Source organism: Streptosporangium sp. NPDC023963 (genome assembly GCF_040639135.1).
Classification (GTDB): Bacteria; Actinomycetota; Actinomycetes; order Streptosporangiales; family Streptosporangiaceae; genus Streptosporangium.
On record NZ_JBEZZK010000003.1, the window covers coordinates 1 to 25,262 of the forward strand.

Genomic DNA, 25,262 nt, shown 5'->3' on the forward strand with positions numbered 1-25,262 from the left:
CATGGGCACTGGCCCTGACCATCGCCTACCTCACCATCCTGGGCATCGCCAGATTCTTCCGCGGCCACGCCCTCACCTGGCCCACCCTGGCCACCTCCTCGGTCGACATGCCCTTCCACCTCGCCCTGATCGGCGAGGTGAAACACCACCTGCCCCCCACCGTCCCCATGATCGACGGCGAACCCCTGCTCTACCACTGGTTCGTCTACACCCACTTCGCCGCCTCAAGCTGGATCACCGGCATCGAACCCCTCGTCCTGCTCTTCCGCCTGGGCATGCTGCCCATGCTGGCCGCCCTCCTCGTCCTCCTGGCCATGATCGCCCACCGCCTCACCGGCTCCCGCCCCGCCGCACTCCTGGCCCTCACCGGCACGATCTCCGTCGGAGCGGCGAGTCTTTACCTGGGGACAAGTGAGCTGTTCACCTGGGGAGGCATTCCAGACGCTTCATGGACGAGCCCCACCCAGGCCTTCGGAGCCCTCCTGTTCGCCCCGGTCGTCCTGCTGCTCGCCGACCTTCTCGAACGGCGGAGACGTGACGTCGGCAGATGGCTCCTGCTCGGCGTGTTCATCGTGGCGGTCATGGGGGCCAAGGCCGTCTACCTGCCTCTGCTCGCGGCGGGACTGGCCGCCGTCGTCGGGGTCGAGGTGGTCAGGCGGCGCCGGGCGCCCCGGGCCGCGCTCGCCGCGCTCGGGATGACGGCGGCGTGCTCTCTCTTCGCGCAGTTCGCGCTGTTCGGCCGCGTTCGGCAAGGGCTGATCGTCGAACCTCTCTCCTTCGCGCGAGCCGCATGGGGCGAGGTGACCGGTCTGGGCGACCAGGTGGAACCTCCGACCGGCTCGGTGGTGGGCGTCGCGTCGATCTACCTGCTGTGCTGGGTCGTCGCATGGTGCGGGATCCTCGGGCTGCTGTGCAGGCCGCGACTGCTCCTGCGACCGGCGGTGGTCCTCCTGCTCGGCACGGGCGCGGCGGGTGCGGGCGCGGCGCTCCTGTTCGGGCACCCCGGCCGGAGCCAGCTCTTCTTCCTCTGGGGGGCCTATCCCTACCTGGTGATCGTCGCGGTCTACGGGATCCTTGTCCTCGTGCGGCGGGCACGGATGCCGCTCAGGACGATCGCGTACGCGGCCGGCGCCGGGACGGTCGCCGCCTATGCGATCCCCATCCTGTGCGGCGTCAGGATCCCTCTCGATCCGGGCGAGGGGGACTTCGTCCTCTACCGGCCGTACATCGTGCTGACGATGGCCGCCGTGCTGGTGGCCGCCGTGCTGGTCGTCAAGTGTGGAGGACTTCGCGCGTGGGTCCTCATGACGGTCGTGTTCGCGGCCATCGGCCTGCCCGCCTATGGGCATGCGCGTGTGCTTTCGGCCATGGACCGCCTCCTCGGAAAGGACTCTCGTGGAGTGGCCGGGCCGGTGGCGTCCACGTCGGTCCCCCGGGGTGTCATGGAGGCCGGCCGCTGGCTGCGCGCCCACTCCGATCCGGGCGACCTGGTCGCCACCAACGCCCACTGCCGCTGGGGGTACGAGGATCCGTGCGACAGCCGCCAGTCCTGGGTGGCCGCCCTGTCCGAACGGCGCGTGCTGGTCGAGGGTTGGACCTACACCTCCGCGAACATGAGCCGCTGGCGTCCGGGGTCCCTGCCGGAGCATCTGCCGTTCTGGGACGGCGAGCGGATCCGGCTGAACGACGCCGCCTTCCAGGCACCCTCGGCGGCCGCGATCGGGCGGCTGCGCGAGCGCTACGGGGTGCGCTGGCTCCTCGCCGACGAGCGCCGCACCGGCCGGGCACCGGGGATCGGGGACATCGGGGACTTCGCCGAACTCCGCTTCCGTTCCGGCGACTACGCCGTCTACCGGATTCCGGAGTACGGGATCCCGGCGAGTCCCGCCGGTGGCACACCCGGCGACGAAGCATCCGCCCGGCTCGGCCGAGCCGGGAAGGCACCAGGCCCATCAGGGGATTGACATGAGGATTCTCCATATCGGATACCGGCTCCCGCCCATGCCGGGGGGGAAGGAGCGCTACATCGAGCTCCTCGCCCGCGAGCAGATGCTGCGTGGACACGAGGTGATCGTCGCCCACCGGCGCGGCGATCTCCCGCTTGGCGCGCAGGCGCTTCCCCTGATACGGACCGGCGCCAGCCGTGCCGTCTCCAGGAAGTCGGACGTGATCGCCTTCGCCATGGAGTGCGCGCGAGCACTTCGCCGGGCACGCCGGGTCGACGTCGTTCACGCGCACGGCGACCACCGCGAGGCGCTCGGTCTCGGCTCCGCCGCACGACGGCTCGGGATTCCCCTGGTGATCCACGTCCACGGCGCCCTCACCGTGCGTCACCGGCGGATCATGCCGTGGGCCTTCCGCCATGCCGACGGGTTCATCGTGTCCGGAGACCGGCCGCAGGGGGACCTGCTGGCGGCCGGCATCCCCGACCGGCGGATGCGGATCGTGCCCAGCGGCCTGAGCCTCGACCACCTCGCCCGGTTCCGGGAGAACCATCCGGTCGAACCAGGATTGATCGTCAGCGTGGGCTCGCTGGTGGGGGTGAAGAACCACGCGCTGACCATCCAGGCCTTCCACCGGCTGCGCGCCGTCCGCCCCGACGCGCGTCTCGTCATCGCGGGGGACGGCCCCGAACGCGCCCGGCTGGAGCGGCTCGCCCGAACAGGCTCGGGAATCGAGTTCGCCGGGCACCTCCCCGCCGACGGCGTCTACTCGCTCGTGAGCCGTGCCCAGGTGGTCGTGCACGCCTCCCACCGGCTTCCCACCGTCGGGGAGGGCATTCCCACCGCCCCCCTGGAGGCTCTCGCGCTGGGCACCGCCGTGATCGTCTCGTCCGACGCCTCGCTCGGCACGGCCGTCGCGGACGGCTCCGCCTACCGCGTCTTCCGCTCGGGATCCGTGGACGACCTGGTGACGCATCTGCGAGTGGTCCTCGACGACGAGGCGCTGTGCCTGCGGATGATCGAACGCGGCGTACGGGCCGTATCGGACCTCGATTGGCGGGTGGTCAGCGGCCGCATCGGGGAATGGTACGAGACGCTCATCGCCGACCGGCCTCCTCTCGCCCCCGCGAGCGCGTCATGAGGAGCCTGCACGTCTGCGAAGTGATCAAAACGCTGGACGTGGGCGGCGCGGAGGTCCTGCTCGTCGAGAGGCTGCTCTCCGCTCCCCCGACGGGCAAGCGCTACACCGTCGTGTGCCTGCGGGCCTCCACCCCCGTGCTGAGCGGGCGGCTGCGATCGGCGGGCATCCGGGTCGTCGACCTCACCGCGTGCCCGCGCTGGCTCCGCCTGGTCCGCCTCGCGTGCGTGGTGCGGAGGTTGGAACCCGACGTCCTCAACATTCACTCCCCCCTGCCGGCGTCGCTCCTGCGGCCCGTGTCCCAGTTCTTGAGTCCACGCCCGGCCCTGGTCTCGACCGTGCACAACGTCCGCTACCGCCTGCCGACGATGTTGCTCGACCGGGCGACGGGGTGGCTGGACACCCGGACCGTGGCCGTCTCGCCTGAGGTCGCCCGCGCTCGCACCGGCAGGCGCTCGCGGGGCCTGTCCGTTCGCGTGCACGGCGTCCACCTCGCGGAACAACGCCGCTGGGCGGCTCGATCGGAACAGACCAGGCGAGAGTGGAACGTTTCCCCGGACGCCTTCCTGGTCGTGCACGTCGCCAACTTCCACGCGCAGAAGAACCACGAGCTACTCGTCGAAGCCGCGGCGATGGTCGGGGAGCGAGACCCCCGTCCCGTGTTCCTGCTCGCCGGATCCGGTCCCCTGCACGCGCGGGTGGCTCGCCGGGTCGAGGAACTCGGCCTGGGCAACGTACGCCTGCTCGGTCACGTGCCCGACGCCGGCCGGCTCATCGCCTCCTCCGACCTGCTCGTGCTCAGTTCCTCGTACGAAGGGCTGCCCGTGGTCGTCATGGAGGCTCTCGCCGCGGGCGTGCCCGTCGTGTCCACCGCCGTGGGCGGAGTGCCCCATCTGATCGAGGACCGCGGGAACGGCCTTCTGGTCAGGCCGGGGAACCCCGCCGCCCTCGCCGAGGGCATCCTGCGGGCGACGCGCCCGGAGATCCACGCGCGCCTTCGCGAAGGAGCGCGGGAAAGCGCGGAACTCGTGGACATCAGCCGGGCGGCCGCCTGGTTCGACAGGCTGTACGACGAGGTCTGCTCGTAGGACATGGTCAACACTCTCGGACGTGCCGTCCACCGGATGCGCCCGCCTGGCGGGCGCCATCTGCGGACCTTCACCTCGCTGGCCGCCGCCGGCCTGGGCGAGGCGGTCCTTCCCACTCTCAGCCTGATCGCCCTGGTGCGCCTGACGGGAACCGAGACATCCGGTCAGGTCATCTTCGCCCAGTCCGTGGCGACCGTCTGGTTCCTTTTGTGCGATCCCTGCCTGGAGAACGCCGCCCAGCGATTCGTCCCCATCGAACAGCAGCGTAGCGGGCGGGGCTCCTCGCTGTTCATGCGCCTGATCCGCTGGGACGTGGCGATCGGGGTGGCCGCGGCCTGTGTCGGTCTTCTGGCGGTGCTGACCGCGCGCCTGCTGGGCTCCCTGCCGGACGAGTTCGCGTTCATGTTCGCTCTCGCGATCATCACACGCGGGGCCATGGCGTCGTACGGCACGGCGGGCGCGGCCTTCGCGCTGACAGACCGGCTTCGCGCTCTGGGCGTGCTCAGGATGCGGTGTGCGCTCCTGTCCTTCGGGCTGTCCCTCGGCGGGTTGTTCCTGGGAGGGCCCCTCCTCTACCTGGCGGGCCAGGCCGCGGGTGCGCTGGTGATGGCGGTGGTGTCCTACCTGCTCGCGACCCGAGGGCTCCTCGCCGAGCTGGGGCCGGCCGTCCATCGGGTCCGGATGCCCTCAGGCATGATCGCCTTTACCGTGAAGACGTCCATGGGAACCAGCGTGGCCGGGATCTCCGACTCGGGCATCCTCACCCTCGCGGGCCTGCTGGGCGGTCCGACCCTTGTGACCATCCTCAAGATCGCGTCAGCTCCCGGCCGCTTCTACGCCAACCTGGCCGTTCCCGTGGCCGCGATGCTCTATCCGCGGATCATCCGGGCCACCACGGCGGGGGCGGGGACGGCTCCCGTCAGGCGGGACATCGTGCGCACGATCCTGCTGCTCACCGTGGCCGGAGCGGCGACCCTCACCGTCGCGCTCCCGACGACCGACACCGTCATCGGCATGGCCTACGGCCCCCAGTACGCCCACATCGGCGTGGTCGCCGTGGTGCTCCTGGGCGGCGCGTGCGTGAAGGGATCCGTGTGCTGGTCCAACGTGCTTCCCCTCGCCCTCGGCAAGCCGGGCTGGCGGCTCGCGTACCTCTCGGCGGAGGGGGCCATGCTCCTGGGCATGCTTCTCGCCGCCAGCTGGACCACCTCGGGCCCGTTCCAGGCGTCGCTCTGTTTCGCATGGGGCACGCTGGCCGTCGCCGCGCTCGGCACGGGTTTTTGGATCGCGTCGTTGCGGCGCATCACCGACCTCGGTCGTCCGGACCGCACGTGATCTTCCAGAAGCGAAACGCGGATATGCGGAATATCTATAAACAAGGCTAATTCGCCTTATTTCCATCATGGCCACTCGCGAAGTCGCCGGCCCCAATGGGGATCATCGGGCGGACTGCGAACACTTGGGGCGACCCAGCTAGATCATGCCTAGGTAGGGAATAGGAAAAACCTCGCGCCGTCACCGTGATGGTGTCGGCGGACAGCTCAAAGAGCGAACTAGTTTCTCCGACGTGAGCCAGGCCTGTCACCGAGGAGCCCGTATGAAGCCGGACGGCCGGATTCGTGTAATGGAGATCATCGCCCGAATGAACGTCGGCGGCCCCGCCACGCAGGTGTCGGGGTTGTCGGAAGGGTTGGACACGAAGGAATTCGACCACCGCCTTTACACCGGCTACGTCGACGACCACGAGTGCGACCACCTCCGGCTGCACGACACGGAGACCCGGGTCCAGCGGGTCCCCGGCCTCGGCCGGTCGGTCAGGCCCGGAGACGACTACCGCGCGCTCTTCTGGCTGATCAGCGCCATGCGGGCGTTCCGCCCGCACATCGTCCACACCCGCACGGCCAAGGCGGGCGCCCTGGGCCGGGTGGCCGCCCGCCTGGCCGGCGTCGGCTCGGCGCGGGTGCACGTCTTCCACGGGCACCTCCTGCACGGCTACTTCTCCCCGGTCAGGCGCGAGCTCTACGTGCGGTCGGAACGGCTCCTGGCGTCCGTGTCGGACCGGCTGGTGACCGTGGGTTCCCAGGTCAGGGATGATCTGCTCCAGGCCGGGATCGGGCGCCCCTCCCAGTACGTGGTGATCCCTCCCGGTGTCCGGCTGGGACCGGTCCCCGACCGCAGGACGGCACGCGCCACGCTGGGGCTACCGCCGGACGCGCCCGTCGTGGCGTACGTGGGCCGCCTCACCCAGGTGAAGCGGCCCGACCGGTTCCTCGCTGTGGCCGACACCGTGTCCAGGCAGATCCCCGGCTGCCGCTTCGTCATATGCGGAGGCGGCGACCTGGAGCGGCAGGTCACGCGGGACGTCGAACCCGTCCGCGACTCCTTCCACCTGCTCGGCTGGAGGAAGGACGTGGAGGCCGTCTACGCCGCCGCCGACGTGGTCGTGCTGACCTCCGACAACGAGGGAACCCCGCTCACCCTCATCGAGGCGGGCATGGCGGGCACGCCGGTCGTCTCCACCCGGGTGGGAAGCGTCGCCGAGGTCGTCAGGGACGGGCACACCGGCCTGCTGGCCTCGACCGACCCGGCCGAACTGGCGGCGCACACCGTCCGCCTGCTCTGCGATCCGGATCTGGCCCGCCAGATGGGCGAGGCAGCCCGCGACTGGACGAAGTATGCGTTCGGCCTGGATCGCCTCGTCTCCGACACCGAGCACCTCTACCGGTCGCTGTGCGGGAAGGCCGGCCGGCGGCTCGTGGCGGAAGAGAACACGCGATGAGAGTGCTGGTGACGGGCGGCGCCGGGTTCATCGGCGCGCACATGTGCCGGGCGCTGGCGGCCAGGTCCGACGTCGGGAACATCACGGTGCTGGACGACCTGAGCAGCGGGGACCTCGCCAACCTGGACGGCGTCGAGGCCGACGTCGTGATCGGCAGCATCCTGGACCGGGATCTGCTGACGGACCTGGTGGCCGGCGCCACGCACGTGATCCACCTCGCCGCCAGGCCGTCGGTGCCCCGGTCGCTGGCCGACCCGCTCGCCTCGCACGCCGTCAACGCGACCGGCACCCTGTACGTGCTGGAGGCGTGCCGCGCGAGCAGGCCGCACGTGATCCTCGCCTCCTCCTCCTCGGTGTACGGCGACCGCCCCGAACCCCGCAAGCACGAGGACCTGCCCACCAGGCCGCTCAGCCCGTACGGGGCCGGCAAGCTCGCCGCGGAGGCCTACGCGCTGGCCTACGCGCACAGTTACGGCCTGCCGGTCCTGCCGTTCCGCTTCTTCAACGTCTACGGCCCGCTGCAGAGCGCCGGGCACGCGTACGCGGCGGTGATCCCGGCGTTCGTCTCCGCGGCGCTGCGGGGCGAGCCGGTCCCGCTGTACGGCGACGGCGGCCAGGCGCGGGACTTCACCTACGTGGAGTCGGTGACCGGGGTCCTCGCCGACGCGGCCGCCCGCCGGGTGACGAGCACGAAGCCGGTGAACCTGGCCTTCGGCACCCGTGTCTCCCTGCGGCACCTGATGGACGTCATCTCCGAGATCCTCGGCCGGGTGGTGGAGCCGGTCTCCCTGCCGCCGCGCAGGGGCGACGTCCGGGAGTCCCAGGCCTCCGCCCGCCTGCTGCGCGAGCTGTTCCCCGGGGCGCGCCCCGTCTCCCTGGAGGACGGGCTCCGCACGACGGTGGCCTGGTTCGAGAGGACGCGGGCCGCGAACGTCGAGGTGGCCGGTGTGCAGGCGTGAGCGTCCGTCTCCCGCCGACGACAGAGATCTCTCCAGGCACGTGATGAGGAGAAGCCCGTGAGCAAGACACCACCTACCAGATACCTGATAACGGGCGGCAGCGGATTCATCGGCTCGCATCTGGCCGACGCCCTGCTCGCCCGCGACGACTCCGTCGTCGTTTTGGACAACCTCTCGACGGGACGGCTGGAGAACCTCAGGCCGCACCCGAACCTGCGCTTCGTGCACGGTTCGGTCCTGGACGAGCTCATGGTCGACGAGCTGGTCCACCGGTGCGACGTCGTCGTCCACCTGGCGGCCGCGGTCGGCGTGAAGCTGATCGTCGAGCAGCCGCTGCGGTCCCTGACGACCAACATCCGGGGCTCGGAGATCGTCATCGAGGCCGCGCACCGGTACCGGAAGAAGATCCTGATCACCAGCACGAGCGAGATCTACGGCAAGAACTCCTCGGGCGCGCTGCGCGAGGACGCCGACCGCATCCTCGGCAGCCCCGCCGTGGTCCGCTGGGCCTACAGCACCGCGAAGGCCGTCGACGAGATCCTCGCCAACGCCTACCACAAGGAGCGCGGCCTGCCGACGATCATCGTCCGGCTGTTCAACACGGTGGGCCCGCGGCAGAGCCCGAGCTACGGCATGGTCATCCCGAGCCTCGTCCGGCAGGCACTCTCGGCCGTCCCGCTGACCGTGTTCGGCGACGGGACCCAGACCCGCTGCTTCGCGCACGTCGCGGACGTCGTCGACGCGCTGCTCAAGCTGCTCGACGAGGACGCGGCGGTCGGCGAGACCTTCAACATCGGTTCCGGCGACGAGGTGAGCATCATGGAACTGGCGAAGCTCATCATCGAGTTCACCGGATCCACCTCCGGGATCGACCTCATCCCCTACTCCGAGGCCTACGAGCGGGGGTTCGAGGACATGACCCGCAGGGTTCCCGACACCGCGAAGCTCAGCGCGCTCACCGGCTGGGTCCCGCGGCGGAGCCTCGACGAGATCCTCACCGAGATCATCAGGGAGGCCTCCGGAGAGTCGGCGGCGTCCATCCCGTGAGCGGGACCGTCGCCCTCGTCTCGGGAGCGGCCTGCGCGCTCAGCGCCACGGCCGTCGTGCCGCTGAGGCGTCTGGCGATCCGCTGGAACCTCGTCGACACCCCAGGCGGGCACAAGGTACACGCCCGCCCGACCCCGTACATCGGCGGCATCGCGATCGTGACGGGCACCGTCGTGCCCGCCCTGATCGCCCTCGGCCTCGCCGACCTGCAGATCACCGCGATCGTCCTCGCCGCGGCCGCGGTGTCCGTCCTCGGGCTGATCGACGACATCGCCCCGCTGCCCGCGGTCACCAGGCTGGCCGTGGAGACCTCGGTGGCGATCGGGGTGGTGCTCTCCGGTGTCCAGGCGACCGTGACCGGGACGTGGCTGGACGGCGTCCTCACGGTGGCGTGGATCGTCGTGATGACGAACTCCTTCAACCTGCTGGACAACATGGACGGCGCGCTGGGAACCGTCACCGCCGTCACCGCGGCCCTCCTGGCCGCCACCGCCCTGGCGCAGGGCCACGTCGCGCTCGCGCTGCTCCTGTGCGCGCTCACCTGCGCGTGCCTGGGTTTCCTGCCGTACAACTGGGCGCCCGCGAGGGTGTTCATGGGCGACTCGGGGTCGCTGTTCATCGGATTCACGCTGGCCTGCTCGGCGGCCGTCCTCGCCGTCGGGCGCCCCGCGGACGCGGCGGTCGCCGGATTGTTCCTGCCGACCTTCCTGGCGACCCTCGACACCTGCGTGGTCTTCGTCTCCCGCATGCTGGCGGGCCGCTCACCGTTGCGGGGCGGCACCGACCACGTGTCCCACCGGCTGCGCCGGACCGGCCTGGGAACCCGCGCGGTCGCGGCGGCGCTCGGCGCGATCGCGGCGATCTCCGGCGCCCTCTGCCTGGCGATGGCCCTAGGCCGGGTCTCCCCGCTCGCCGCGACGGCCGCGGCCTGCGTGATCGCCGTCGCCCTCACCGGCCTGCTGCGAGGCGTGAGCGGGCGCGCCCCGGCCCTCCCCCCCGAACCCCTCCCGAAGATCCGCGAAAGGCGGCACTGACATGGAACTCCTCTATTACACGCGGCTCGCGCGCAGGAACTGGCCGTTCATCCTCCTGGCGCTGGTCCTGGCGGTGGGCGCGTCGGCCGCCGTCACGGCCGGCACGCCGCCGAAGTACGTCGCGACGATCTCCATGCTGGTCTCGGGCCACGACAGGGAGGGAAGCCTGTCCACCGCCTACCAGGCGGGGATGCTGTCGGCGCAGCGGGTGCACTCGTACGCGACCCTTCTCTCCAGCCGGCGGGTGGTCGCCCAGATCACCGGCGAGGACGACGTGGAGCGCGTGCAGGCGAACATCACCGCGGAGGCCGTCCCCGGCACCGTATTGCTGCGCGCCACGGTCGGCGATCCCGACCCCTCCCGGGCCGCCGGCCTGGCCAACGCCCTGGGCGAGCGCTTCGCCGAGCTCATCGACCAGATCGAGCGGCCCAGCCCCTCCAGCCGCCCCGTCGTGAAGGTCACGCTGGTGGACCGGGCCGAGACGCCCGAGGCACCTGTCAGTCCCAGGCCGGTGGTCAACCTGGTGATGGCCCTGCTGATCGCCCTGGTCCTGGCCATGGCCGTCATCGTCGTCCGCGACCGCCTGGACACCACCGTCAAGTCGACGGAGGCACTGCAGCAGGCGTCGGGCAGCTCGACCCTGGGAATCATCGGCTACGAGCGGGACGCGCGGCGCCATCCGCTGATCGTGCGCAACCAGGGCCGGTCGTCCAGGTCCGAGGCGTTCCGCACGCTCCGCACCAACCTGCAGTTCATCGGCGTCGACCGGCAGCCGAAGTCACTCGTGGTCACCAGCTGCCTGCCGAGCGAGGGGAAGTCCTCGGTCTCGGCCAACCTGGCGATAACCCTGGCCCAGGCCGGATGGCGGGTCGTCCTGGTGGACGGCGACCTGCGCCGCCCGACCATCCCCAGCTACCTCGGCATCGAGGGGACGACGGGCCTGACGGACGTGCTGATCGGCAGGGCCCAGCTGAAGGAGGTCATCCAGGTCTGGGGCGAGCCGGGCATGTCGGTCCTGCCGAGCGGGCGGATCCCGCCGAACCCGAGCGAGCTGCTCGGCTCCGGCGGGATGCGCGAGGTGCTGGCCCAGCTGACCGAGACGTACGACATGGTGATCATCGACGCGCCGCCGCTGCTGCCGGTGACCGACGCCGCGACGCTAGGCGCGCTCTGCGACGGCGTTCTCCTCGTCACCCGTCACGGCAAGACCCGGCGCGAGCACATGGTGCGCGCCACGGAGCTGCTGGCGTCGGTCAACGCCCGAGTGGTGGGAACCGTCCTGAACTTCTTCCCGCTCAAGGACAACACGTACTTCGGCTACGGCTACGGCTACGGCCACGACGCCGAGGAGTCCAAGCCCGAGGTCAAGCATCCTGTGAGTGTGTGAGCAACCCGAGCGGGACGGCGAGCGCCCTGGCGATGGTCCGCCCTGCCGCCCGGTAGGCCAGCCGGGAACCCCCGTAGGGGTCGGCGATGTCGAGCTCGTCCACCCGCACCAGCCCGCGCAGCGCCCGCGCCTCGTCGACCAGGGCGCGGGCCCGATGCGCGGGATCGCGATGCCGGGTGACCTTCCCGGGCGGCACGGCCCGCACCAGCGTGCCGAACTCGGCGATGGTGAAGGCCCGGCCGGCCGCCGCGAGATGCAGGGCCACCGCATGCGCCCGGTGCCGGCCGGTGGCCGTCAGCACCAGGTCCGCCTCGGCCACCAGCTTGGGGACGAGGAGGCGGGAGCCGAAGCCCGCGGGGTCCCCGCCGAGCCGTACCAGTGTCCGCCGGGCGTGCCCGGCCATCTCCATCCCGGACTGGGCGTGTGTGCCCGCGCTGGACACCTGGACCGCCGGGCACGGCCCGAGCGCCGCGCGGGTCAGCCGCTCGGCCAGCGGGGAACGGCAGATGTTGCCGGTGCACACGAAGAGGATGCGAAAGCGGGCACCCTCCCGCGGCTCCCACGCCTCCCGGACATCCCGCCAGCAGCGCCGCCCACAGCCCTCATGCCCGGCCGGGGCGCCCTCGCCCGGGGCCGCGGCACCCTCCGCGGCCCCGGGGTCCTGTGCGGTCCCACCGGTCCGCGGTGAAGCCTTCATGGCGCGAGAGTAGATCGCCCCCGGTTACGCCACCGCCCACGGCACGCGGTTCTTTGCTCTTTTCTGCCGATACGGACGGACGATACGGACGATACGGCGCGGGAGCGCACCGGGTGGCGGCCCCCGGCCCTCCACCGGAAGGTCCGGCGTCAGGGTGGGCAGCCCCGCGGGTCCTGGGTGACGCGAGTCCGCTGGGGACGGGCGAGCGGCTGCACCGGAACCCGCGGCGGCTCGCCGGAGGCGAGTTCGGTGAAGTCGAACTCCAGCCTCCTGGACTGTCCGGGGGCGAACTCTAAAAGGGCCGAGTAGACGGGATGGGAGCGTTCGGTCTCCCTGATGACCGCGACCCGGTCGCCGTCGAGGCGGGCCGCGGTCATCCTCGTGCCGAGTCCGCCGTAAAGCGACACCCAGAGCAGGTTGGAACCGGGGAGGTGGCGGTGCCCCGGATCGTCGAGCCGGCCGGTGACGTAGGAGGGCAGCGTCCGCCGCGGGACGTCGTTGGTGAGCCCGATCCGCACCGTCGAGGAGCGCGACCCGCCCCGGCAGGGGCCCAGCTCGTAGTCGAGAGAGCGCTCCAGGTAGTAGTCGAGCTTTCCGCCGGCGGAGTTGTTGACCACCAGCCCCGCGAACGGCCCGGGCCGCGACGGCAGCACGCCGCCGATCGGTGTGCCCGACAGGCGCCGCTGCTCCGCCTCGTGGCGGCTCCAGACCTGGATCCGCCGCTCGCTCACCATGTCGGACAGCACGGGCAGCAGCCTGGCGGGGGCGGCGAGGGAAGCGGGCAGCGCCTCGCCGACGGCACCGGCGATCTCGATGAGGAACCGCTTGCGCTCCGCGGGGTCGGGGTAGCGGGCGTAGGCCTTCCGCTCGGTGAGGTCGACGACGTTCCCGGCGGTGACCCTGCCCCCTCCGGGGAGGGGGACCGGCCCGATCAGCCTCAGCAGGTGGGCGAGACCCACCGGGTCGGTGGCGACGGCGCCGTCCAGCCGCCTTCGGCTCTGCCGCTCCCACAGCCCCGTCCAGGTGGCCGCGGCGTACGGGAAGTGCGGGGAGAGGTTCGAGACGGAGAGCATCCTGGTCGCACTCGTTCCATAGCGCTCGAGGAAGTCCCGGCCGTGCTCGGCGACGGGAACGGGACTCGTGGCCAGCCCCGTGTTGGCGGAGAGGTGCCCGACGGCGACCCTGCCGCGGTCGGCCTTCAAAATGCCGAAGGCTCCGACCAGCCCTCCGGTGCCGCGCGCCTCGGCATTGGTCTGGAAGGCCAGGAAGTAGTGGCGGGGGCCGTCGCGGCCGAGCATCGGAGGCAGCAGGGCGGCGGCGTCGGCGGCGTGGCCGAGCAGGCCGCGCAGCCGGTCGATCTCGGCCAGTGCCGTGCCGCGCGCCTCGTCCAGCCGGTCCAGGCCGGTACCGCCGGGGGCGGCCGCCAGGCGTGAGAGCGCCCGTCCGAGGCGGGAGACGCCGTCGTCCAGGACCGGTGCCGCGGCGTCGAGCGCGGCCAGCCGGTGGCGCAGGTCGTCCGGGGAGTGCGACCCGATCGCCAGGAAGGGGGCGGCGACCTCCCGCACGTCGGCGAGAACGCCGGTCAGCTCGGCGGCGGCCTCGGCGAGACCGCGCACGGTCGCCGCGGCGTTCCCCACGATCGGAGCGTGGGCGATCGTCCACCACTCCGGGCCCCCGGTGAGCCGCCGGGCCTCGGCCGCGTGCCACCGAGCCTCGGCCAGTGCCGTGGCCGCCGGGCGCGGGTCGCCCGCGCCCACCGCCGCGCGCAGCCGGACCAGTGCGGTCCCGGTGGCCTCCAGGTGGTCGCGGACGCGCATGCCGAGATGGGCCGACCAGCCCCCCGCGAGCACCAGGCCCGCGGAGGCCAGCAGGCCCACTGCGACTACTCGGCGTCGTCTCCTATTCGGCACTGGCGGATCGGCGGCGCCGTACCGCGATCAGCGTGCCGACGGTTCCCGCGGCCAGCAGTCCGCCTCCGAGCATGGCCACCGTCGTCAGGGGCGCTCCCGTGAACGGCAGGTCCGCCACCGAGTCCGGCCGGCAGCCGTCCCCGCTGGCGGAGCTGTCGTCCCCGCAGCAGTCCCCCTCGCAATCGTCCGAGGAGCCGCCGCGGTGGTTCTTCCTGTCCTTCAGGTCGATGTTGGTGGCGTTGTCGTTCTCCTGCTTGATGCTGTTGACCTCCTCGTTGGGACCTGGCGGGTACGGCACCTGCCCGACTGCCGGCGCAGGCAGACCGGTCACGGCGGTCGGCGGCGCGGCCGAGGCCGCCGTGGAGGCCCCGAGGACCAACGCGGCCCCGGCGCTCACCGCCAGAACAATAGATGTCGAATAATTTTTTGCCATTTCAGACTCCCGGCGGCAGCATTTCAAGCTATAGAAGTAGCGCCCGCAATTCGGGCAGCATGTCCATGGAACCCGTTATATGCACCCTCGCCGGGAACGAGCTCGCCGCCTCGCGACGCTTGCCGAACAATCACCGACTTTTCGCCCCTCTGTGACGAGCCGACACGGCCTCCGGCGGTGACCGCCGCACGCCGCCGGCCACCCGTCGCGGCGGGCGGAGCCGGACGCTCTCCCCGGATCGCCCACCCGCCCCGGGGCGGGCGTCCAGAGCCGGGGTTCTAGCCGGCACCCGGCTCCAGGCGGTACACGGGCCCCGACAGGCTGAGCGCGTACAGCTCGCCGTCGTGGTCCTGGCCGAAGGACGACAGCTGCTCCACCGTGCCGAGGTCGTCGCCCCGCCCCTTCCCGCCGGGGGGCGCGGCCTTGACCCATCCCGCGCAGAAGTCGCCGTAGACGAACCGTCCCTCCAGGCCGGGGATCTTCTTGCCCCGGTAGACGTATCCGGCGATGACCGAGCAGTTGCCGCCCTCGCCCAGCGGATACTCGATGACGGGGTCCACAGTGCCGCCGCCGTCGCCGTCACCGCCGCCCTCGAAGGGGTGGGTTCCCTCCTTCAGGTTCCAGCCGTAGTTGCGGCCCCCCTCGCCCTTCGGCTCGAGATCGACCTCCTCCCAGGCGTTCTGGCCGACGTCGCCGATCCACATGTCGCCGGTCTTCGCGTCGAAGGTGAACCGCCAGGGGTTGCGCAGGCCGTACGACCAGATCTCCGGCCTGGCGCCCCGCCTGCCGACGAACGGGTTGTCGCGGGGGACCTTGTACGGGGTGCCGCGCGGGTCGATCCTGAGGATCTTGCCGAGCCAGGTGTCCAGGTTCTGGCCGTTGCCCTGCGGGTCTCCCCCGCTGCCGCCGTCGCCGAGGGCGATGTAGAGGTGCCCGTCGGGCCCGAAGGCGAGCTGCCCGCCGTTGTGGTTGGCGTACGGCTGCCGCTGGGTCAGCACGTCCCTGCGGCCGGTCGCCTTGCCTCCGGAGAAGGCCCATTCGGTGAGGTGGGTGTGCCCCTCGCGGTCGGTCCAGTCGAGGTAGAGGAAGTTCCCTTCCGGGTGGAAGGCCACCCCGAGCAGCCCCTGCTCGTTGCCCGTGCTGATCTCCCCGGAGAGGTCGACGACGGGCGCCTCGGCGACCTTCCCGTCCCGCACCGCGCGCAGCCGTCCCGTCTGCTCGGCGATGTAGAGCGTCGGATCGTCCTTGCGCAGGGCCATCGCCACCGGCATGTCGAGCTGTGCGAACTCGGTGAAGCGGACCTTCGGCGCGGCCTCCGTCCCCGCCTCCCCGGTGGGTTCCGCCCGCGAGGCCGTGGGCGAGACCGCGGGAGGGGCGGATCCGGAGCCGGCGGACCCGGGGGTCTCGGCGGACCCGGTGGCCCCGGTGGAGGAGCAGGCGACCAGCGCCGCGCTCAGCAGGGCCAGGCCCCATCCTGTCCGGCATCCTGTCCGGCGGGAGATCGGCACGGTTCTCAGCCTCCTGTGTTCGTCGCCTGCATCAGATGATCACCTGTACGCGCCGGACGCCGCGAAGGTTCCGGCCGCGGGGCGACTCCCGCACGTCCCTGCCCTCCCCAGGCCGCGTACGTCCATTCTCCGTTCGCTGATTCTCAGTGTCTCTCCGAGGGTCAACGGCGTTCAGCCGGCCCGCCCGACACCCCTGTGCACCCGAGCCGTACGGTCGATGAGCTCGCGCAGCGCGCCCTCGTCGACGTCGTCGAGCCGTTTCAGGTAGAGGCAGCCCTTTCCGGCTTTGTGGGGACCCAGCCGGGTGAGCACCGACGCGTATCGTTCCTCGAACCCACCCACCAGGTAGACAACGAGATGCTGCTTTCGCGGCGAGAAGCCCACCAGAGGCCAGTCGCCCGCGCGTCCGCTCTCGTGGGTGTGGCGATAGCTGCCGAAGCCGACGATGCTCGGGCCCCACATCATCGCGGGCTCACCGGTCACCTCGCGCAGGATCGCGCGGAGGCGCTCCGCGTCGGCTCGCCGGCGTTCGTCGGGGACCGCAGCCAGAAAACCGTCGACGCTGACGTCGGTCGGAACCGTCACCGGCTGTTTCGATGTCGCCATGGGGGCATGCTGACACACCGGTACGACAAAAGGCTGAGATCCGTGGCGCAACCCCTGGAACTCTCCCGGCCGCCCCCTCCCTAGACTGCTGGCATGCCAACCGCACTGATCACGGGGGCGACGGCCGGCATCGGTGCCGCCTTCGCCCGCCGCCTGGCCGCCGACGGATTCTCACTCGTCCTGGTCGCCCGCGACGAGAAGCGCCTCGTCTCCGTCGCCGAGGAACTGCGCCTGCGCTACGGGGTGAGCAGCGAGGTTCTCGCCGCCGACCTGGTGACCGACGAGGGCCTGGAGGCGGTGGAAAGGCGGCTCGGGGAGGGAGTCGACCTGCTGGTCAACAACGCGGGCTTCGGCCACCGGGGGCACTTCCTCGACGTGCCCGCGGAGGAGGAGCTGCGGATGCTCAAGCTGCACTGCGAGGCGGTGCTGCGGCTGACGCTGGCCGCGCTGCCGGGGATGAGGGCCCGCGACCGGGGCGCGGTGATCAACGTCGCGTCGGTGGCGGCGTTCTTCCCCCGGGGCTCCTACAGCGCGTCCAAGGCGTGGGTGGTCAGCTTCAGCGAGTCCACGGCCGTCGAGATGGCCGGCAGCCGCGTGCGGGTCATGGCCCTGTGCCCGGGGTTCGTGCACACCGAGTTCCACGAGCGCGCCTCGATGGACAAGTCGGGCATCCCCGAGTTCTTCTGGCTGTCGGCGGACAACGTCGTCCGCGAGGCGATGCGCGATCTGGCCCGGGGCGTGCGGGTCAGCATCCCCGACCTGCGCTACAAGGTGATCGTCAGGGTCGGCAGGCTGCTCCCCCTCGGCCCGATCGGCCGCTTCTCGCGCCGCCTCGCCCGCCGCTGAGGGAAGACCCCAGGAGAAAGACCGCAGGAGACCGGCGGTGGGAGACCACCGGCGAAGGCGAGGAAGACGAAAAGGGCCCGCGCCACGGGAGGGGGTCGTGGCGCGGGCCCTTCCGGCCTGCGGTGGTGGTCGGGACGCGTCTCGCGGCCCGCGCGGTGGATCAGACGCGGGCGTTGGCCTCGTGACCGATCGCCAGACCCGAGACCGGGTCGAAGAAGTGCAGGTTGTGGGTGTCGACGATCAGCTCGATGTTCTGGCCGGGACGGACGTGGCTGCGGGAGTTGACCCGGGCGGTCCACAGCGACTTGTCGCCCACCAGCGGCAGCGTCGCGTCCTCCTCGCCGTCGTCGGCGGCGGCGGCCACGGTGTCCTGGTGCTGGACCGGCGGGGCGTCGATCAGGAACAGCACGTTGATCTCGGAGCCCAGCTCCTCGGTGACCTCGGCGCGGACCGGCAGGCGGACCCAGCCGGAGGAGGAGCCGTTGGCGGCGATCGAGTCGTCGAAGTCGGAGGGGCGGATGCCCAGGATGATCTTCTTGCCGAAGTACTGGTCGAGGCCGCGCTTCTCGGCGAGGGTCTCGGCCGGCACCGGAAGCTTGAAGCCCGCGAACGCGACGGCGGCGCCGCCGTCGCCGCGCACCAGCTCGGCGTTGACGAAGTTCATCGACGGGGAGCCCATGAAGCCCGCGACGAACAGGTTGACCGGCTTGTCGAAGAGGTTCTGCGGGGTGTCGACCTGCTGGAGCAGGCCGTCGCGCAGCACGCAGACGCGGTCGCCGAGGGTCATGGCCTCGACCTGGTCGTGGGTGACGTAGACGGTCGTCACGCCCAGGCGCTCGTGCAGGGTGTTGAGGGAGGCCCGCATGGAGACGCGGAGCTTGGCGTCCAGGTTGGACAGCGGCTCGTCCATGAGGAAGGCCTGCGGCTCGCGCACGATCGCGCGGCCCATGGCGACACGCTGGCGCTGGCCACCGGAGAGGGCGGCGGGCTTGCGCTTGAGGTACTGGTCCAGGCCGAGCATCTTGGCGGCCTCGCCGACGCGCTTGGCGATCTCCGCCTTGGGCATCTTGCGGAGCTTCAGACCGAAGGCGAGGTTCTCCTCGACGGTCATGTGCGGGTAGAGCGCGTAGTTCTGGAAGACCATGGCGATGTCGCGGTCCTTCGGAGGCAGGTGGTTGACCACCCGGTCGCCGATGGAGATCTCGCCGCCGCTGATGTCCTCGAGCCCGGCGATCATCCGCAGGGCGGTGGACTTGCCACATCCGGACGGACCGACCAGCACCATGAACTCCCCGTCCTTGATCTCAAGGTCGAGGCCGTTCACGGCTTTGACGCCGCCCGCGTAGATCTTGTCGACTTTGCTGAGAACAATGGATGCCATGGAAGTCCTTGTCGCCTCGGGCCAACCCCGCGTTCACCCGATATTGGATACGTTTTCATGCATCTCATCGGAAACGGACATCCGTGTCAAGAGTCTGCCCGGTTCTGGCCTGTCAGCAGGACCACTGTTGCCGCTCCGCACTGGATCGGGCTCGGAAATCATGATGGAATCGTTTCCATGAACATGCGTCGTACGACGATCAAGGATGTCGCCGGGGCGGCCGGGGTGGGGGTCGCCACGGTGTCCCGGGTTCTGTCGGGCGGGTCGGCCAGCCCGGAGACCAGGGAGCGGGTGCTGACCGTCGCCGCCCAGCTCGACTACCGGCCCAGCGCGCTCGGGCGCAACCTGCGCCAGCGGCGCTCGGGCGGGATCGGGCTGCTGCTGCCCGACATCACCGACACCTTCTACGGCCGGGTGGCCGACGGCGTGCTCGCCTGCGCGCGCTCGGCGGGCGAGCCGGTGATCGTGGGCGCGACCGGCGACGATCCCGAGTCCGAGGCCGAGCTGATCGGCACGCTGCTGGAGCAGGGCGTGGACCGGGTGATCGCGGTCCCCTCGGGCGACGGCGACAGCTGGGCGCCGACCCTGCGGGCCGGGGTGGTCACGGTGTTCGCGCACCGGCTCGCGGCCGGGCGCGACGACATCCCCGCGGTGGTGGCCGACGACCGCGCGGGGGTCAGGACCGCGGTCGACTACCTCACGGGGCTGGGACACCGGCGCGTCGCCTATCTGGGCGGCCCGGGGCAGGAGCAGCGCCTGTCGGTCTTCAGGCAGGCGCTGGGGCCCCTCGTCGACGAGGAGCTGATCGTCGTCGCCCGGGGCAGCCGCGACTCCGCGTACGCCGCCGCCGCCGGACTCTTCCAGCACCGGCCGGACCTGACCGCCGTGCTGGCCGGGGGCAACCTGCTGGGTGAGGCGGCCGTGCTGGCGGCACGGGAGCTGGACCTGCGCATTCCCCGGGACCTGTCCCTGATCATGTTCGACGACGTGCCCTGGGCCGAGCTGTGCTCACCGCCGCTGACGGTGATCGCCCAACCGGCCAGGGACATCGGCTACCGCGCCGCCGAGCTGGTGCTGCGCGGCGGTGCCAGGAGGCCGCGGGGCGTGCTGCTGCCCACCGAGCTGATCGTCAGGGGCAGCTGCGCGCCTAAAGGGACTTCTCGATCGCCGCGATGAGGGCGGGGTCGTCGGGCTGGACGGTCGGCCGGAACCTGGCCAGCACCTCCCCGTCCCGCGCGACGAGGAACTTCTCGAAGTTCCACTTGACGTCGCCGGCCTCTCCGCCGGCGTCGGGGGTGGCGGTCAGCGCCTCGTAGAGGGGGTGCCTGTCGTCGCCGTTGATCTCGGACTTGGCCAGCAGCGGGAAGTCGACGCCGTAGGTGGTGGAACAGAACTCCTGGATCTCCTCGGCGGTGCCCGGCTCCTGACCGTAGAACTGGTTGCACGGCACGCCGACGACGGTGAAGCCCCGCTCGCCGTAGGTCCGCTGGAGGTCGACGAGCCCCGCGTACTGGGGGGTGAGGCCGCACCGGGAGGCGACGTTCACGACGAGGACGGCCCGGTCACCGGCCAGCTCGGCCAGGGTGGTGGGCGCGCCGGCAAGAGTGTGAATGGAGATATCACGGATTCCCATGATCAGCAGCCTAATCCCTCTGTCACATTTGAGAGTTATGACGTCCACCAAGTGAAATGTGACCGACACCACAGGTGAGACGACGCCCGCCTCACCAACGCTCTGATCATTCTCTTACCGATCTTTGACAGGACCCCTGACAGGCGCTGTCGACTGGCCCGCCGCCGGATGGCCGGGCATCGTGTCGGCCGTCCCCCGTCCCCGAAGCACAGGGAGTCCCATGTCGACGCTCCGCCGTACCGGTGTGCTGGTGATCACCTCGGTGCTCGCCCTCGGCACCACCACGGTCGCCCAGGCGTCCTCGGCAAGACCGGGCAACCAGGCCGTCGCCAGGCCCATGGTGTCCGCGCACGGCTGGAACAACAGCCAGTTCGCCTGCCTCAGCAGGCTCTGGACCAGGGAGAGCAACTGGAACCACCGCGCCCGCAACCGCTCGTCGGGCGCGTACGGCATCCCGCAGGCGCTGCCCGGCGGCAAGATGGCCAGCGCCGGACGCGACTGGCGCACCAACCCCAGGACGCAGATCAGGTGGGGGCTCGGCTACATCAAGCAGCGCTACGGCTCGCCGTGCCGGGCGTGGGCGCACTTCACCACGCGGGGCTGGTACTGATCAGGGAACGGTGAATTGAAACCCCATGGCAGGGTGATTTTCACACCGTCTCCCAGCATGGGTGATTCGCCGGTCGTAACCGCCCCTTCTCCGAATCACCCGTAAATCCCGAAGATCGGGCAAACACCTTTCCTTCGCGTGTCCCATCCGCCGCTCGGCGCGCTCTCGCGTAATAGAAAGCGGCCTAGAGAGATCGCCGCGGCGTCTCATGCCGGAAACAGGCCGGAGAGACCGCGCGGACGTTCCCCGTCCGAGCCACGGACGCCGGATCGTCGGACGCCGGAGGGCACCATGTGCCCTCCCGCGCCTTCCGCACGCGGCCAGAGGACAAGGATCCACGTGAACAGCTACCGCGTTCTGCGCAACACCGTCATGACCGTGCTCACCGCCTCGGCGATGGTCGGTCCACCGACGGCGGGGCAGGCTGACAGCACCTCCGAGACGTCCAGGAAAGGGACGGCGAGGACGGTGTACCGCCTCACCTGGGCCACCCAGGCGAAGCCAAGGGTCAAAGCGGTCGCGAGGACCGCCAAGGGCAGGAACAAGACGATCGCCTATCGTCTCGTGTCCCGCCGAGCGTGGCCGCACCGCCAGTTCCGCTGCCTGGACAGTCTCTGGACCAGGGAGAGCAACTGGAACCACCGCGCGTACAACCGTTCGTCGGGTGCGTACGGCATCCCGCAGGCGCTGCCCGGCTCGAAGATGGGCGGCAGCGGCAGGGACTGGCGATACAACCCGAGCACGCAGATCCACTGGGGTCTGCGATACATCAAGAGCCGCTACGGGTCACCGTGCGGCGCGTGGGGTCATTTCCGGTCGAGCAACTGGTACTGACCCGCGCGGAGAGTGTCCAGGGGAAGGGAACACTCTCCTGACGCCCGGGGCCTCGCGGCCCCGGGCGTCACCCTCCGGGCCGCCCGGCCGCGCCGGCGACCGTCAACGGTTGAGGCGCACCGCCATCGCCTGGATGAGCATCTCCAGCCCGAAGGCGAACTCGGCCTCGTGGTCGCACTCGTCGAGGATCGGAGCCAGCTCGCCGACCTGGGGGAACAGCACGGGATCGACCTCGTCGACCCTGACGTCCGAGCGGTGGACCGGGGCGAACGTCGGGGTCACCCCGACCTCCCGCAGCAGCGAGCCCACGATGTAGGCGATGAACACGCGCAGGGCGCGCACCGCCTCGTCGCCGCCGAACCCCGCCTGGCGCAGCGTGTCCAGCGCCCGCTCCACGGGGAGCAGCCCGGCGGTGGAGCGGAGCTGGCGGCTGACCACCACCATCGTGCAGCGCGGGTAGTGGCTCGCGATCTGCCGGAAGGCGAGCGCCTGCATGCGCACCCGGTCGGTCCACTCGGCGTCCGGGTCGTCGGTGAACTCGATCTGCGACAGGACGGTCTCGGCCACCGCGTCCAGCAGCGCCTCCTTGTTCGGCACGTGGTTGTAGAGGGACATCACACCCACGCCCAGATCGGCGGCGATCGCGCGCATCGACACCGCGTCGGCGCCCTCCCGCTCGATCAGCGCGATGGCCGAGGCGACGATGCGCGGCCTGGACAGTGGCTGGACAGGCATATGGCCGTCGTCCCCTCATCGGTTCCATTGACGTACGTACAGCGTACGTGACAACCTCGATGGATACGTACGGTGTACGTCTCTGGAGGCAGCATGTCGACGCACGATCTCTACACCATTCCCGCCGAGCTCTCCACCTGGGACGTCGAGGCGGCCGGGGCCGCCCGCTTCACCTGGGAGTACGACGACGGCAGGGACCGCATGCTCGCCCTCTACCAGAAGGGCAAGGACAAGCAGTGGGACTCGGTCAAGCGCATCGACTGGGACCTGGAGGTCGATCCGTACGACGTGCTCGGCGTCCCCGACGAGACCATCGCGATCTTCGGTACCCCGCTCTGGGAGCGGATGGACGACAGGCAGCGCAAGGACGTGCGCCTGCACAACGCCTCCTGGCAGTTCTCCCAGTTCCTGCACGGCGAGCAGGGCGCGATGATCTGCTCGGCGCGGATCGTGGAGTCCGTCCCCGACCTCGACTCCAAGTTCTACGCCGCCACCCAGACCATGGACGAGGCGCGACACGCCGAGACCTACGCGCGGTTCCTCCAGGAGAAGGTGGGCCTGGCCTACCCCATCAACCCGCACCTGAAGTCGCTGCTCGACAACACCCTGAGCGACTCCCGCTGGGACATGCCCTATCTCGGCATGCAGGTGCTCATCGAGGGCCTCGCCCTGGCCGCCTTCGGCGTGATGCGCGACATCACCACCAAGCCGCTGCCCAAGCAGATCCTCGCCTACGTGATGCAGGACGAGGCCCGGCACGTCGCCTTCGGCCGGATGGCGCTGCGCGACTACTACGCGCAGCTCGGCGAGTCCGAACTGCGCGAGCGCGAGGACTTCGTCATCGAGGGCTGCTACCTGATGCGCGACCGGCTGCGCGGCCGGGAGACGTGGGAGAACCTGGGGCTGACCAAGGCCGAGGTCAACGAGGCCATGGAGTGCGTCGACAAGTCCGAATATCTCAGGATTTTTCGCTCTCTGCTTTTCAGCCGCATCGTCCCCTGCGTCAAGGACATCGGGCTGTGGAGCCCCCGCCTGCAGCAGGCCTACGCCGACATGGGCGTGCTGGACATGGCCGGCCAGAGCCTGGACAAGCTGATGCGGCAGGACGAGGACATCGCCGAGAGGCTCGACGCCGAGCGGTTCGCCGCCGAGGAGGCCGAGCGCCACGCGGAGGTCGCCGAGACCGTCTCCCTCGGCGAGGAGCCGCGGCCCTGACCCGATCCGCCACGGGGCCCGCGCCCCCGCAGGACCGCCCTCACCGGACCTCAGGGCAGGTGGAGGGCGCTCAGACCCAGCAGGAGGGCCTGCCGGTCACGGGTGGTCAGGCTCTCGTACGGCCGCGCGGCGCGGCGGTTCGTCTCCGCCTCGATCCGGTCGCGGGCGGGTCCCGGGGGCAGGGCGATGATCTGGGCCGCGGTGAGGCCCTCCCGCGTCCAGGCGCCGGCGTGCGCGTCGGCACGGTGGTAGCGCAATACGGCCAGCCGGTTGAACAGCAGCACGCCCGGCGGGGTCCCCACCGGCTCGTGGGGCGGCGAGGCCTGGGCGAAGGCCGCGCCGCCGCCACCGGCCGCCACGAGCCTGCCGGCGAGATCCGCGAGCTCGGGCAGCCGGTCGGCCTGGCCGGCCCACAGCTCGCCGGTCACCGCCGCGTGCACCTCGTACAGGGAGGCGATGAAGGAGAGCGCGGCCTCGGTGGCGCGCAGCGCGCCGCCGTCGTCGACGAGGGCGCCCTGGGCGATCTGCGCGTCGATCTCCGACCGGTCGAAGGGGTTGTAACGGTAGAGGGCGGCCAGCCCCTCGGCGGTGAGCGGCCTGGCGGGGAGCACGAATCGGAGATCGACCAGCAGGTCCGTCTGGAGGCCGGACCGCTCGGTGAGCTCCCGGCTGAGGGGCCTGCTCGCGATGTGAACGCCGAGATTGACCGCGTCGATCAGCGAAGCGATCGACGCCGCGTAACCGGGCAGATCATCGAAGCGTGACATGCTGCGATATCTTGCCGCATTTTTTTACCTTCCGAACCTTCCCAGAACGAAGGCGGCGGCTCCGGCCACGGCGGCGAGCGTACCGAGCCAGGCGATGAGGGCGTCGGCCCGGTTGTCGAGGGGACGGCTCCCGTGCAGGGCCTCCTGGGCGCGCCGGTAGCGGATGCCCGTGTGGGTCAGCAGCAGGACGGCGCAGAACACGGCCGGGACGAAGGGGATGATCGCCACCGCGGGCGTGCCGGCCCGCAGGGCCACCCCCGCGCCGGCCAGGCTGGTGACGGCCAGCATGGCGGTGGTGCGGACCCAGGCCAGGCGGGTCCGCTCGCTCTGCAGGCCCGCGTCCCACAGCCTGTTCACCGGGGGCTCACCGGGACAGCAGGATGAGGATCAGGGCGAGTACGGCGACCGCCGCCACGCCGTACCCGAACAGGGGCGCGAGGGCGGGGGGCGGGAGCGGGGCGGAGCTGCGCAGGGCGCGCTGGACGCGGCGCCAGCGGGGGTAGGCCATCGCGGCCGCCAGGGCGGACAGCGACACCAGGACCACCGCGAGCACGGTGCGCATCCATGGGACGAAGACGTCGGCGGAGACGGCGGCCATCGCCACGCCGCCCGCGCTCAGCGCGAGCGACGTGCTCAACCAGGTCAGATACGTGCGTTCGTTGGCAAGGGTGAACCGGGGATCCGGCTCACGGTCCGGAGAGTTCATGAACTG

Annotated in this window: 25 protein-coding genes; 14 read left to right on the forward strand and 11 right to left on the reverse strand. The window is 71.0% G+C overall.

Going from position 1 to position 25,262, the window contains the following annotated elements:
• From AB0F88_RS11265 to AB0F88_RS11305, 9 genes are all read left to right on the forward strand, one after another.
• The coding region (locus tag AB0F88_RS11265; RefSeq protein ID WP_362680679.1) for a hypothetical protein at positions 1-1,964 on the forward strand (1,964 nt) is incomplete at its 5' end.
• Between the two features lies 1 nt (position 1,965).
• Positions 1,966-3,084 carry a glycosyltransferase family 4 protein gene (locus tag AB0F88_RS11270; protein ID WP_362680682.1) on the forward strand — a complete coding sequence of 373 codons (1,119 nt, stop codon included), beginning with the start codon at positions 1,966-1,968 and terminating at the stop codon, positions 3,082-3,084.
• Positions 3,081-4,169: a glycosyltransferase gene (locus AB0F88_RS11275; RefSeq protein WP_362680685.1), complete on the forward strand. Its 1,089-nt coding sequence runs from the start codon at positions 3,081-3,083 to the stop codon at positions 4,167-4,169. The genes AB0F88_RS11270 and AB0F88_RS11275 overlap by 4 nt, the downstream gene beginning before the upstream one ends.
• Positions 4,170-4,172: 3 nt before the next feature.
• A complete protein-coding gene (locus tag AB0F88_RS11280) occupies positions 4,173-5,504 on the forward strand; it encodes a hypothetical protein (RefSeq protein WP_362680688.1) in 1,332 nt (443 codons plus the stop codon).
• A gap of 307 nt (positions 5,505-5,811) precedes the next feature.
• Complete coding sequence (locus tag AB0F88_RS11285) at positions 5,812-6,948, forward strand: glycosyltransferase (RefSeq protein ID WP_362680691.1); 1,137 nt, start codon at positions 5,812-5,814, stop codon at positions 6,946-6,948.
• Positions 6,945-7,907 (forward strand): NAD-dependent epimerase/dehydratase family protein, encoded by a 963-nt coding sequence (locus tag AB0F88_RS11290; RefSeq protein ID WP_362680693.1) that lies wholly within the window; start codon positions 6,945-6,947, stop codon positions 7,905-7,907. The genes AB0F88_RS11285 and AB0F88_RS11290 overlap by 4 nt, the downstream gene beginning before the upstream one ends.
• Positions 7,908-7,964: 57 nt before the next feature.
• The gene (locus AB0F88_RS11295) at positions 7,965-8,954 is read left to right on the forward strand and encodes an NAD-dependent epimerase/dehydratase family protein (RefSeq protein WP_362680696.1); all 990 of its coding nucleotides are present in this window, start codon (positions 7,965-7,967) and stop codon (positions 8,952-8,954) included.
• The gene (locus tag AB0F88_RS11300; RefSeq protein WP_362680699.1) at positions 8,951-9,988 is read left to right on the forward strand and encodes an MraY family glycosyltransferase; all 1,038 of its coding nucleotides are present in this window, start codon (positions 8,951-8,953) and stop codon (positions 9,986-9,988) included. The genes AB0F88_RS11295 and AB0F88_RS11300 overlap by 4 nt, the downstream gene beginning before the upstream one ends.
• Before the next feature lies 1 nt (position 9,989).
• Positions 9,990-11,375, forward strand: a complete 1,386-nt coding sequence (locus tag AB0F88_RS11305) for a polysaccharide biosynthesis tyrosine autokinase (protein WP_362680702.1) — start codon at positions 9,990-9,992, stop codon at positions 11,373-11,375.
• Here AB0F88_RS11305 and AB0F88_RS11310 read toward each other — a convergent pair.
• The 5 genes from AB0F88_RS11310 to AB0F88_RS11330 all read right to left on the reverse strand — a co-directional run bounded on the left by AB0F88_RS11310 (position 11,353) and on the right by AB0F88_RS11330 (position 16,529).
• Positions 11,353-12,072: a hypothetical protein gene (locus AB0F88_RS11310; RefSeq protein WP_362680705.1), complete on the reverse strand. Its 720-nt coding sequence runs from the start codon at positions 12,070-12,072 to the stop codon at positions 11,353-11,355. The two genes, AB0F88_RS11305 and AB0F88_RS11310, sit on opposite strands and share 23 nt — an antisense overlap.
• A 149-nt stretch (positions 12,073-12,221) precedes the next feature.
• Positions 12,222-13,949 carry a DUF4012 domain-containing protein gene (locus AB0F88_RS11315; protein ID WP_362680708.1) on the reverse strand — a complete coding sequence of 576 codons (1,728 nt, stop codon included), beginning with the start codon at positions 13,947-13,949 and terminating at the stop codon, positions 12,222-12,224.
• A gap of 22 nt (positions 13,950-13,971) precedes the next feature.
• Positions 13,972-14,379 carry a hypothetical protein gene (locus tag AB0F88_RS11320; protein WP_362680711.1) on the reverse strand — a complete coding sequence of 136 codons (408 nt, stop codon included), beginning with the start codon at positions 14,377-14,379 and terminating at the stop codon, positions 13,972-13,974.
• A gap of 314 nt (positions 14,380-14,693) precedes the next feature.
• Positions 14,694-15,923: a PQQ-dependent sugar dehydrogenase gene (locus AB0F88_RS11325; RefSeq protein ID WP_362680714.1), complete on the reverse strand. Its 1,230-nt coding sequence runs from the start codon at positions 15,921-15,923 to the stop codon at positions 14,694-14,696.
• A gap of 171 nt (positions 15,924-16,094) precedes the next feature.
• On the reverse strand, positions 16,095-16,529 hold the full coding sequence (locus tag AB0F88_RS11330) for a DUF1801 domain-containing protein (protein WP_362680717.1): 435 nt from the start codon (positions 16,527-16,529) through the stop codon (positions 16,095-16,097).
• Between the two features lie 93 nt (positions 16,530-16,622).
• Here AB0F88_RS11330 and AB0F88_RS11335 point away from each other — a divergent pair, with 93 nt between their 5' ends.
• Positions 16,623-17,375 (forward strand): SDR family oxidoreductase, encoded by a 753-nt coding sequence (locus AB0F88_RS11335; protein WP_362680720.1) that lies wholly within the window; start codon positions 16,623-16,625, stop codon positions 17,373-17,375.
• A 160-nt stretch (positions 17,376-17,535) separates the two neighbouring features.
• Here the strand turns inward: AB0F88_RS11335 and ugpC are convergent, their stop codons facing one another.
• Positions 17,536-18,756, reverse strand: a complete 1,221-nt coding sequence (ugpC, locus tag AB0F88_RS11340) for a sn-glycerol-3-phosphate ABC transporter ATP-binding protein UgpC (protein ID WP_362680724.1) — start codon at positions 18,754-18,756, stop codon at positions 17,536-17,538.
• A 177-nt stretch (positions 18,757-18,933) separates the two neighbouring features.
• On the opposite strand from ugpC, the gene AB0F88_RS11345 reads away from it, so the two are divergent.
• Entirely contained in the window at positions 18,934-19,932 is a 999-nt protein-coding gene (locus AB0F88_RS11345) for a substrate-binding domain-containing protein (protein WP_362680727.1), read from the forward strand.
• On the opposite strand, the gene AB0F88_RS11350 is transcribed toward AB0F88_RS11345, so the two are convergent.
• Positions 19,904-20,389 carry a glutathione peroxidase gene (locus AB0F88_RS11350; protein WP_362680730.1) on the reverse strand — a complete coding sequence of 162 codons (486 nt, stop codon included), beginning with the start codon at positions 20,387-20,389 and terminating at the stop codon, positions 19,904-19,906. The two genes, AB0F88_RS11345 and AB0F88_RS11350, sit on opposite strands and share 29 nt — an antisense overlap.
• Positions 20,390-20,609: 220 nt before the next feature.
• Between AB0F88_RS11350 and AB0F88_RS11355 the strand changes: the two genes are divergently transcribed.
• Together AB0F88_RS11355 and AB0F88_RS11360 are read left to right on the forward strand one after the other, a co-directional pair.
• The gene (locus AB0F88_RS11355) at positions 20,610-20,999 is read left to right on the forward strand and encodes a transglycosylase SLT domain-containing protein (protein WP_362680733.1); all 390 of its coding nucleotides are present in this window, start codon (positions 20,610-20,612) and stop codon (positions 20,997-20,999) included.
• A 339-nt stretch (positions 21,000-21,338) separates the two neighbouring features.
• Positions 21,339-21,833 (forward strand): transglycosylase SLT domain-containing protein, encoded by a 495-nt coding sequence (locus AB0F88_RS11360; protein WP_362680736.1) that lies wholly within the window; start codon positions 21,339-21,341, stop codon positions 21,831-21,833.
• A gap of 102 nt (positions 21,834-21,935) precedes the next feature.
• Here the strand turns inward: AB0F88_RS11360 and AB0F88_RS11365 are convergent, their stop codons facing one another.
• The gene (locus AB0F88_RS11365; protein WP_362680739.1) at positions 21,936-22,568 is read right to left on the reverse strand and encodes a TetR/AcrR family transcriptional regulator C-terminal domain-containing protein; all 633 of its coding nucleotides are present in this window, start codon (positions 22,566-22,568) and stop codon (positions 21,936-21,938) included.
• 93 nt (positions 22,569-22,661) lie between these two features.
• Here AB0F88_RS11365 and AB0F88_RS11370 point away from each other — a divergent pair, with 93 nt between their 5' ends.
• Positions 22,662-23,783, forward strand: coding sequence for a ferritin-like domain-containing protein (locus AB0F88_RS11370; RefSeq protein ID WP_362680742.1), 1,122 nt, complete (start codon positions 22,662-22,664; stop codon positions 23,781-23,783).
• Positions 23,784-23,833: 50 nt separating this feature from the next.
• Here AB0F88_RS11370 and AB0F88_RS11375 read toward each other — a convergent pair whose 3' ends face one another.
• Genes AB0F88_RS11375 through AB0F88_RS11385 form a run of 3 tightly spaced genes read right to left on the reverse strand, consistent with a single transcriptional unit; the run spans position 23,834 to position 25,256 of the window.
• Entirely contained in the window at positions 23,834-24,550 is a 717-nt protein-coding gene (locus AB0F88_RS11375; protein WP_362680745.1) for a hypothetical protein, read from the reverse strand.
• 24 nt (positions 24,551-24,574) lie between these two features.
• The gene (locus AB0F88_RS11380; protein ID WP_362680747.1) at positions 24,575-24,907 is read right to left on the reverse strand and encodes a DUF202 domain-containing protein; all 333 of its coding nucleotides are present in this window, start codon (positions 24,905-24,907) and stop codon (positions 24,575-24,577) included.
• Between the two features lie 7 nt (positions 24,908-24,914).
• The gene (locus AB0F88_RS11385; RefSeq protein WP_362680750.1) at positions 24,915-25,256 is read right to left on the reverse strand and encodes a DUF202 domain-containing protein; all 342 of its coding nucleotides are present in this window, start codon (positions 25,254-25,256) and stop codon (positions 24,915-24,917) included.
• Positions 25,257-25,262 lie beyond the last annotated feature (6 nt).

What these genes read in the sequence shown, in the direction of transcription:
- AB0F88_RS11305 (WP_362680702.1), top strand. Translation starts at nt 9,990, where the DNA reads ATGGAACTCCTCTATTACACGCGGCTCGCGCGCAGGAACTGGCCGTTC.
- AB0F88_RS11370 (WP_362680742.1), top strand. Translation starts at nt 22,662, where the DNA reads ATGTCGACGCACGATCTCTACACCATTCCCGCCGAGCTCTCCACCTGG.
- AB0F88_RS11375 (WP_362680745.1), bottom strand. Translation starts at nt 24,550, where the DNA reads ATGTCACGCTTCGATGATCTGCCCGGTTACGCGGCGTCGATCGCTTCG.
- AB0F88_RS11345 (WP_362680727.1), top strand. Translation starts at nt 18,934, where the DNA reads ATGAACATGCGTCGTACGACGATCAAGGATGTCGCCGGGGCGGCCGGG.
- AB0F88_RS11310 (WP_362680705.1), bottom strand. Translation starts at nt 12,072, where the DNA reads ATGAAGGCTTCACCGCGGACCGGTGGGACCGCACAGGACCCCGGGGCC.
- AB0F88_RS11285 (WP_362680691.1), top strand. Translation starts at nt 5,812, where the DNA reads ATGAACGTCGGCGGCCCCGCCACGCAGGTGTCGGGGTTGTCGGAAGGG.
- AB0F88_RS11335 (WP_362680720.1), top strand. Translation starts at nt 16,623, where the DNA reads ATGCCAACCGCACTGATCACGGGGGCGACGGCCGGCATCGGTGCCGCC.
- AB0F88_RS11275 (WP_362680685.1), top strand. Translation starts at nt 3,081, where the DNA reads ATGAGGAGCCTGCACGTCTGCGAAGTGATCAAAACGCTGGACGTGGGC.
- AB0F88_RS11280 (WP_362680688.1), top strand. Translation starts at nt 4,173, where the DNA reads ATGGTCAACACTCTCGGACGTGCCGTCCACCGGATGCGCCCGCCTGGC.
- ugpC (WP_362680724.1), bottom strand. Translation starts at nt 18,756, where the DNA reads ATGGCATCCATTGTTCTCAGCAAAGTCGACAAGATCTACGCGGGCGGC.
- AB0F88_RS11330 (WP_362680717.1), bottom strand. Translation starts at nt 16,529, where the DNA reads ATGGCGACATCGAAACAGCCGGTGACGGTTCCGACCGACGTCAGCGTC.
- AB0F88_RS11365 (WP_362680739.1), bottom strand. Translation starts at nt 22,568, where the DNA reads ATGCCTGTCCAGCCACTGTCCAGGCCGCGCATCGTCGCCTCGGCCATC.
- AB0F88_RS11385 (WP_362680750.1), bottom strand. Translation starts at nt 25,256, where the DNA reads ATGAACTCTCCGGACCGTGAGCCGGATCCCCGGTTCACCCTTGCCAAC.
- AB0F88_RS11350 (WP_362680730.1), bottom strand. Translation starts at nt 20,389, where the DNA reads ATGGGAATCCGTGATATCTCCATTCACACTCTTGCCGGCGCGCCCACC.
- AB0F88_RS11270 (WP_362680682.1), top strand. Translation starts at nt 1,966, where the DNA reads ATGAGGATTCTCCATATCGGATACCGGCTCCCGCCCATGCCGGGGGGG.
- AB0F88_RS11290 (WP_362680693.1), top strand. Translation starts at nt 6,945, where the DNA reads ATGAGAGTGCTGGTGACGGGCGGCGCCGGGTTCATCGGCGCGCACATG.
- AB0F88_RS11355 (WP_362680733.1), top strand. Translation starts at nt 20,610, where the DNA reads ATGTCGACGCTCCGCCGTACCGGTGTGCTGGTGATCACCTCGGTGCTC.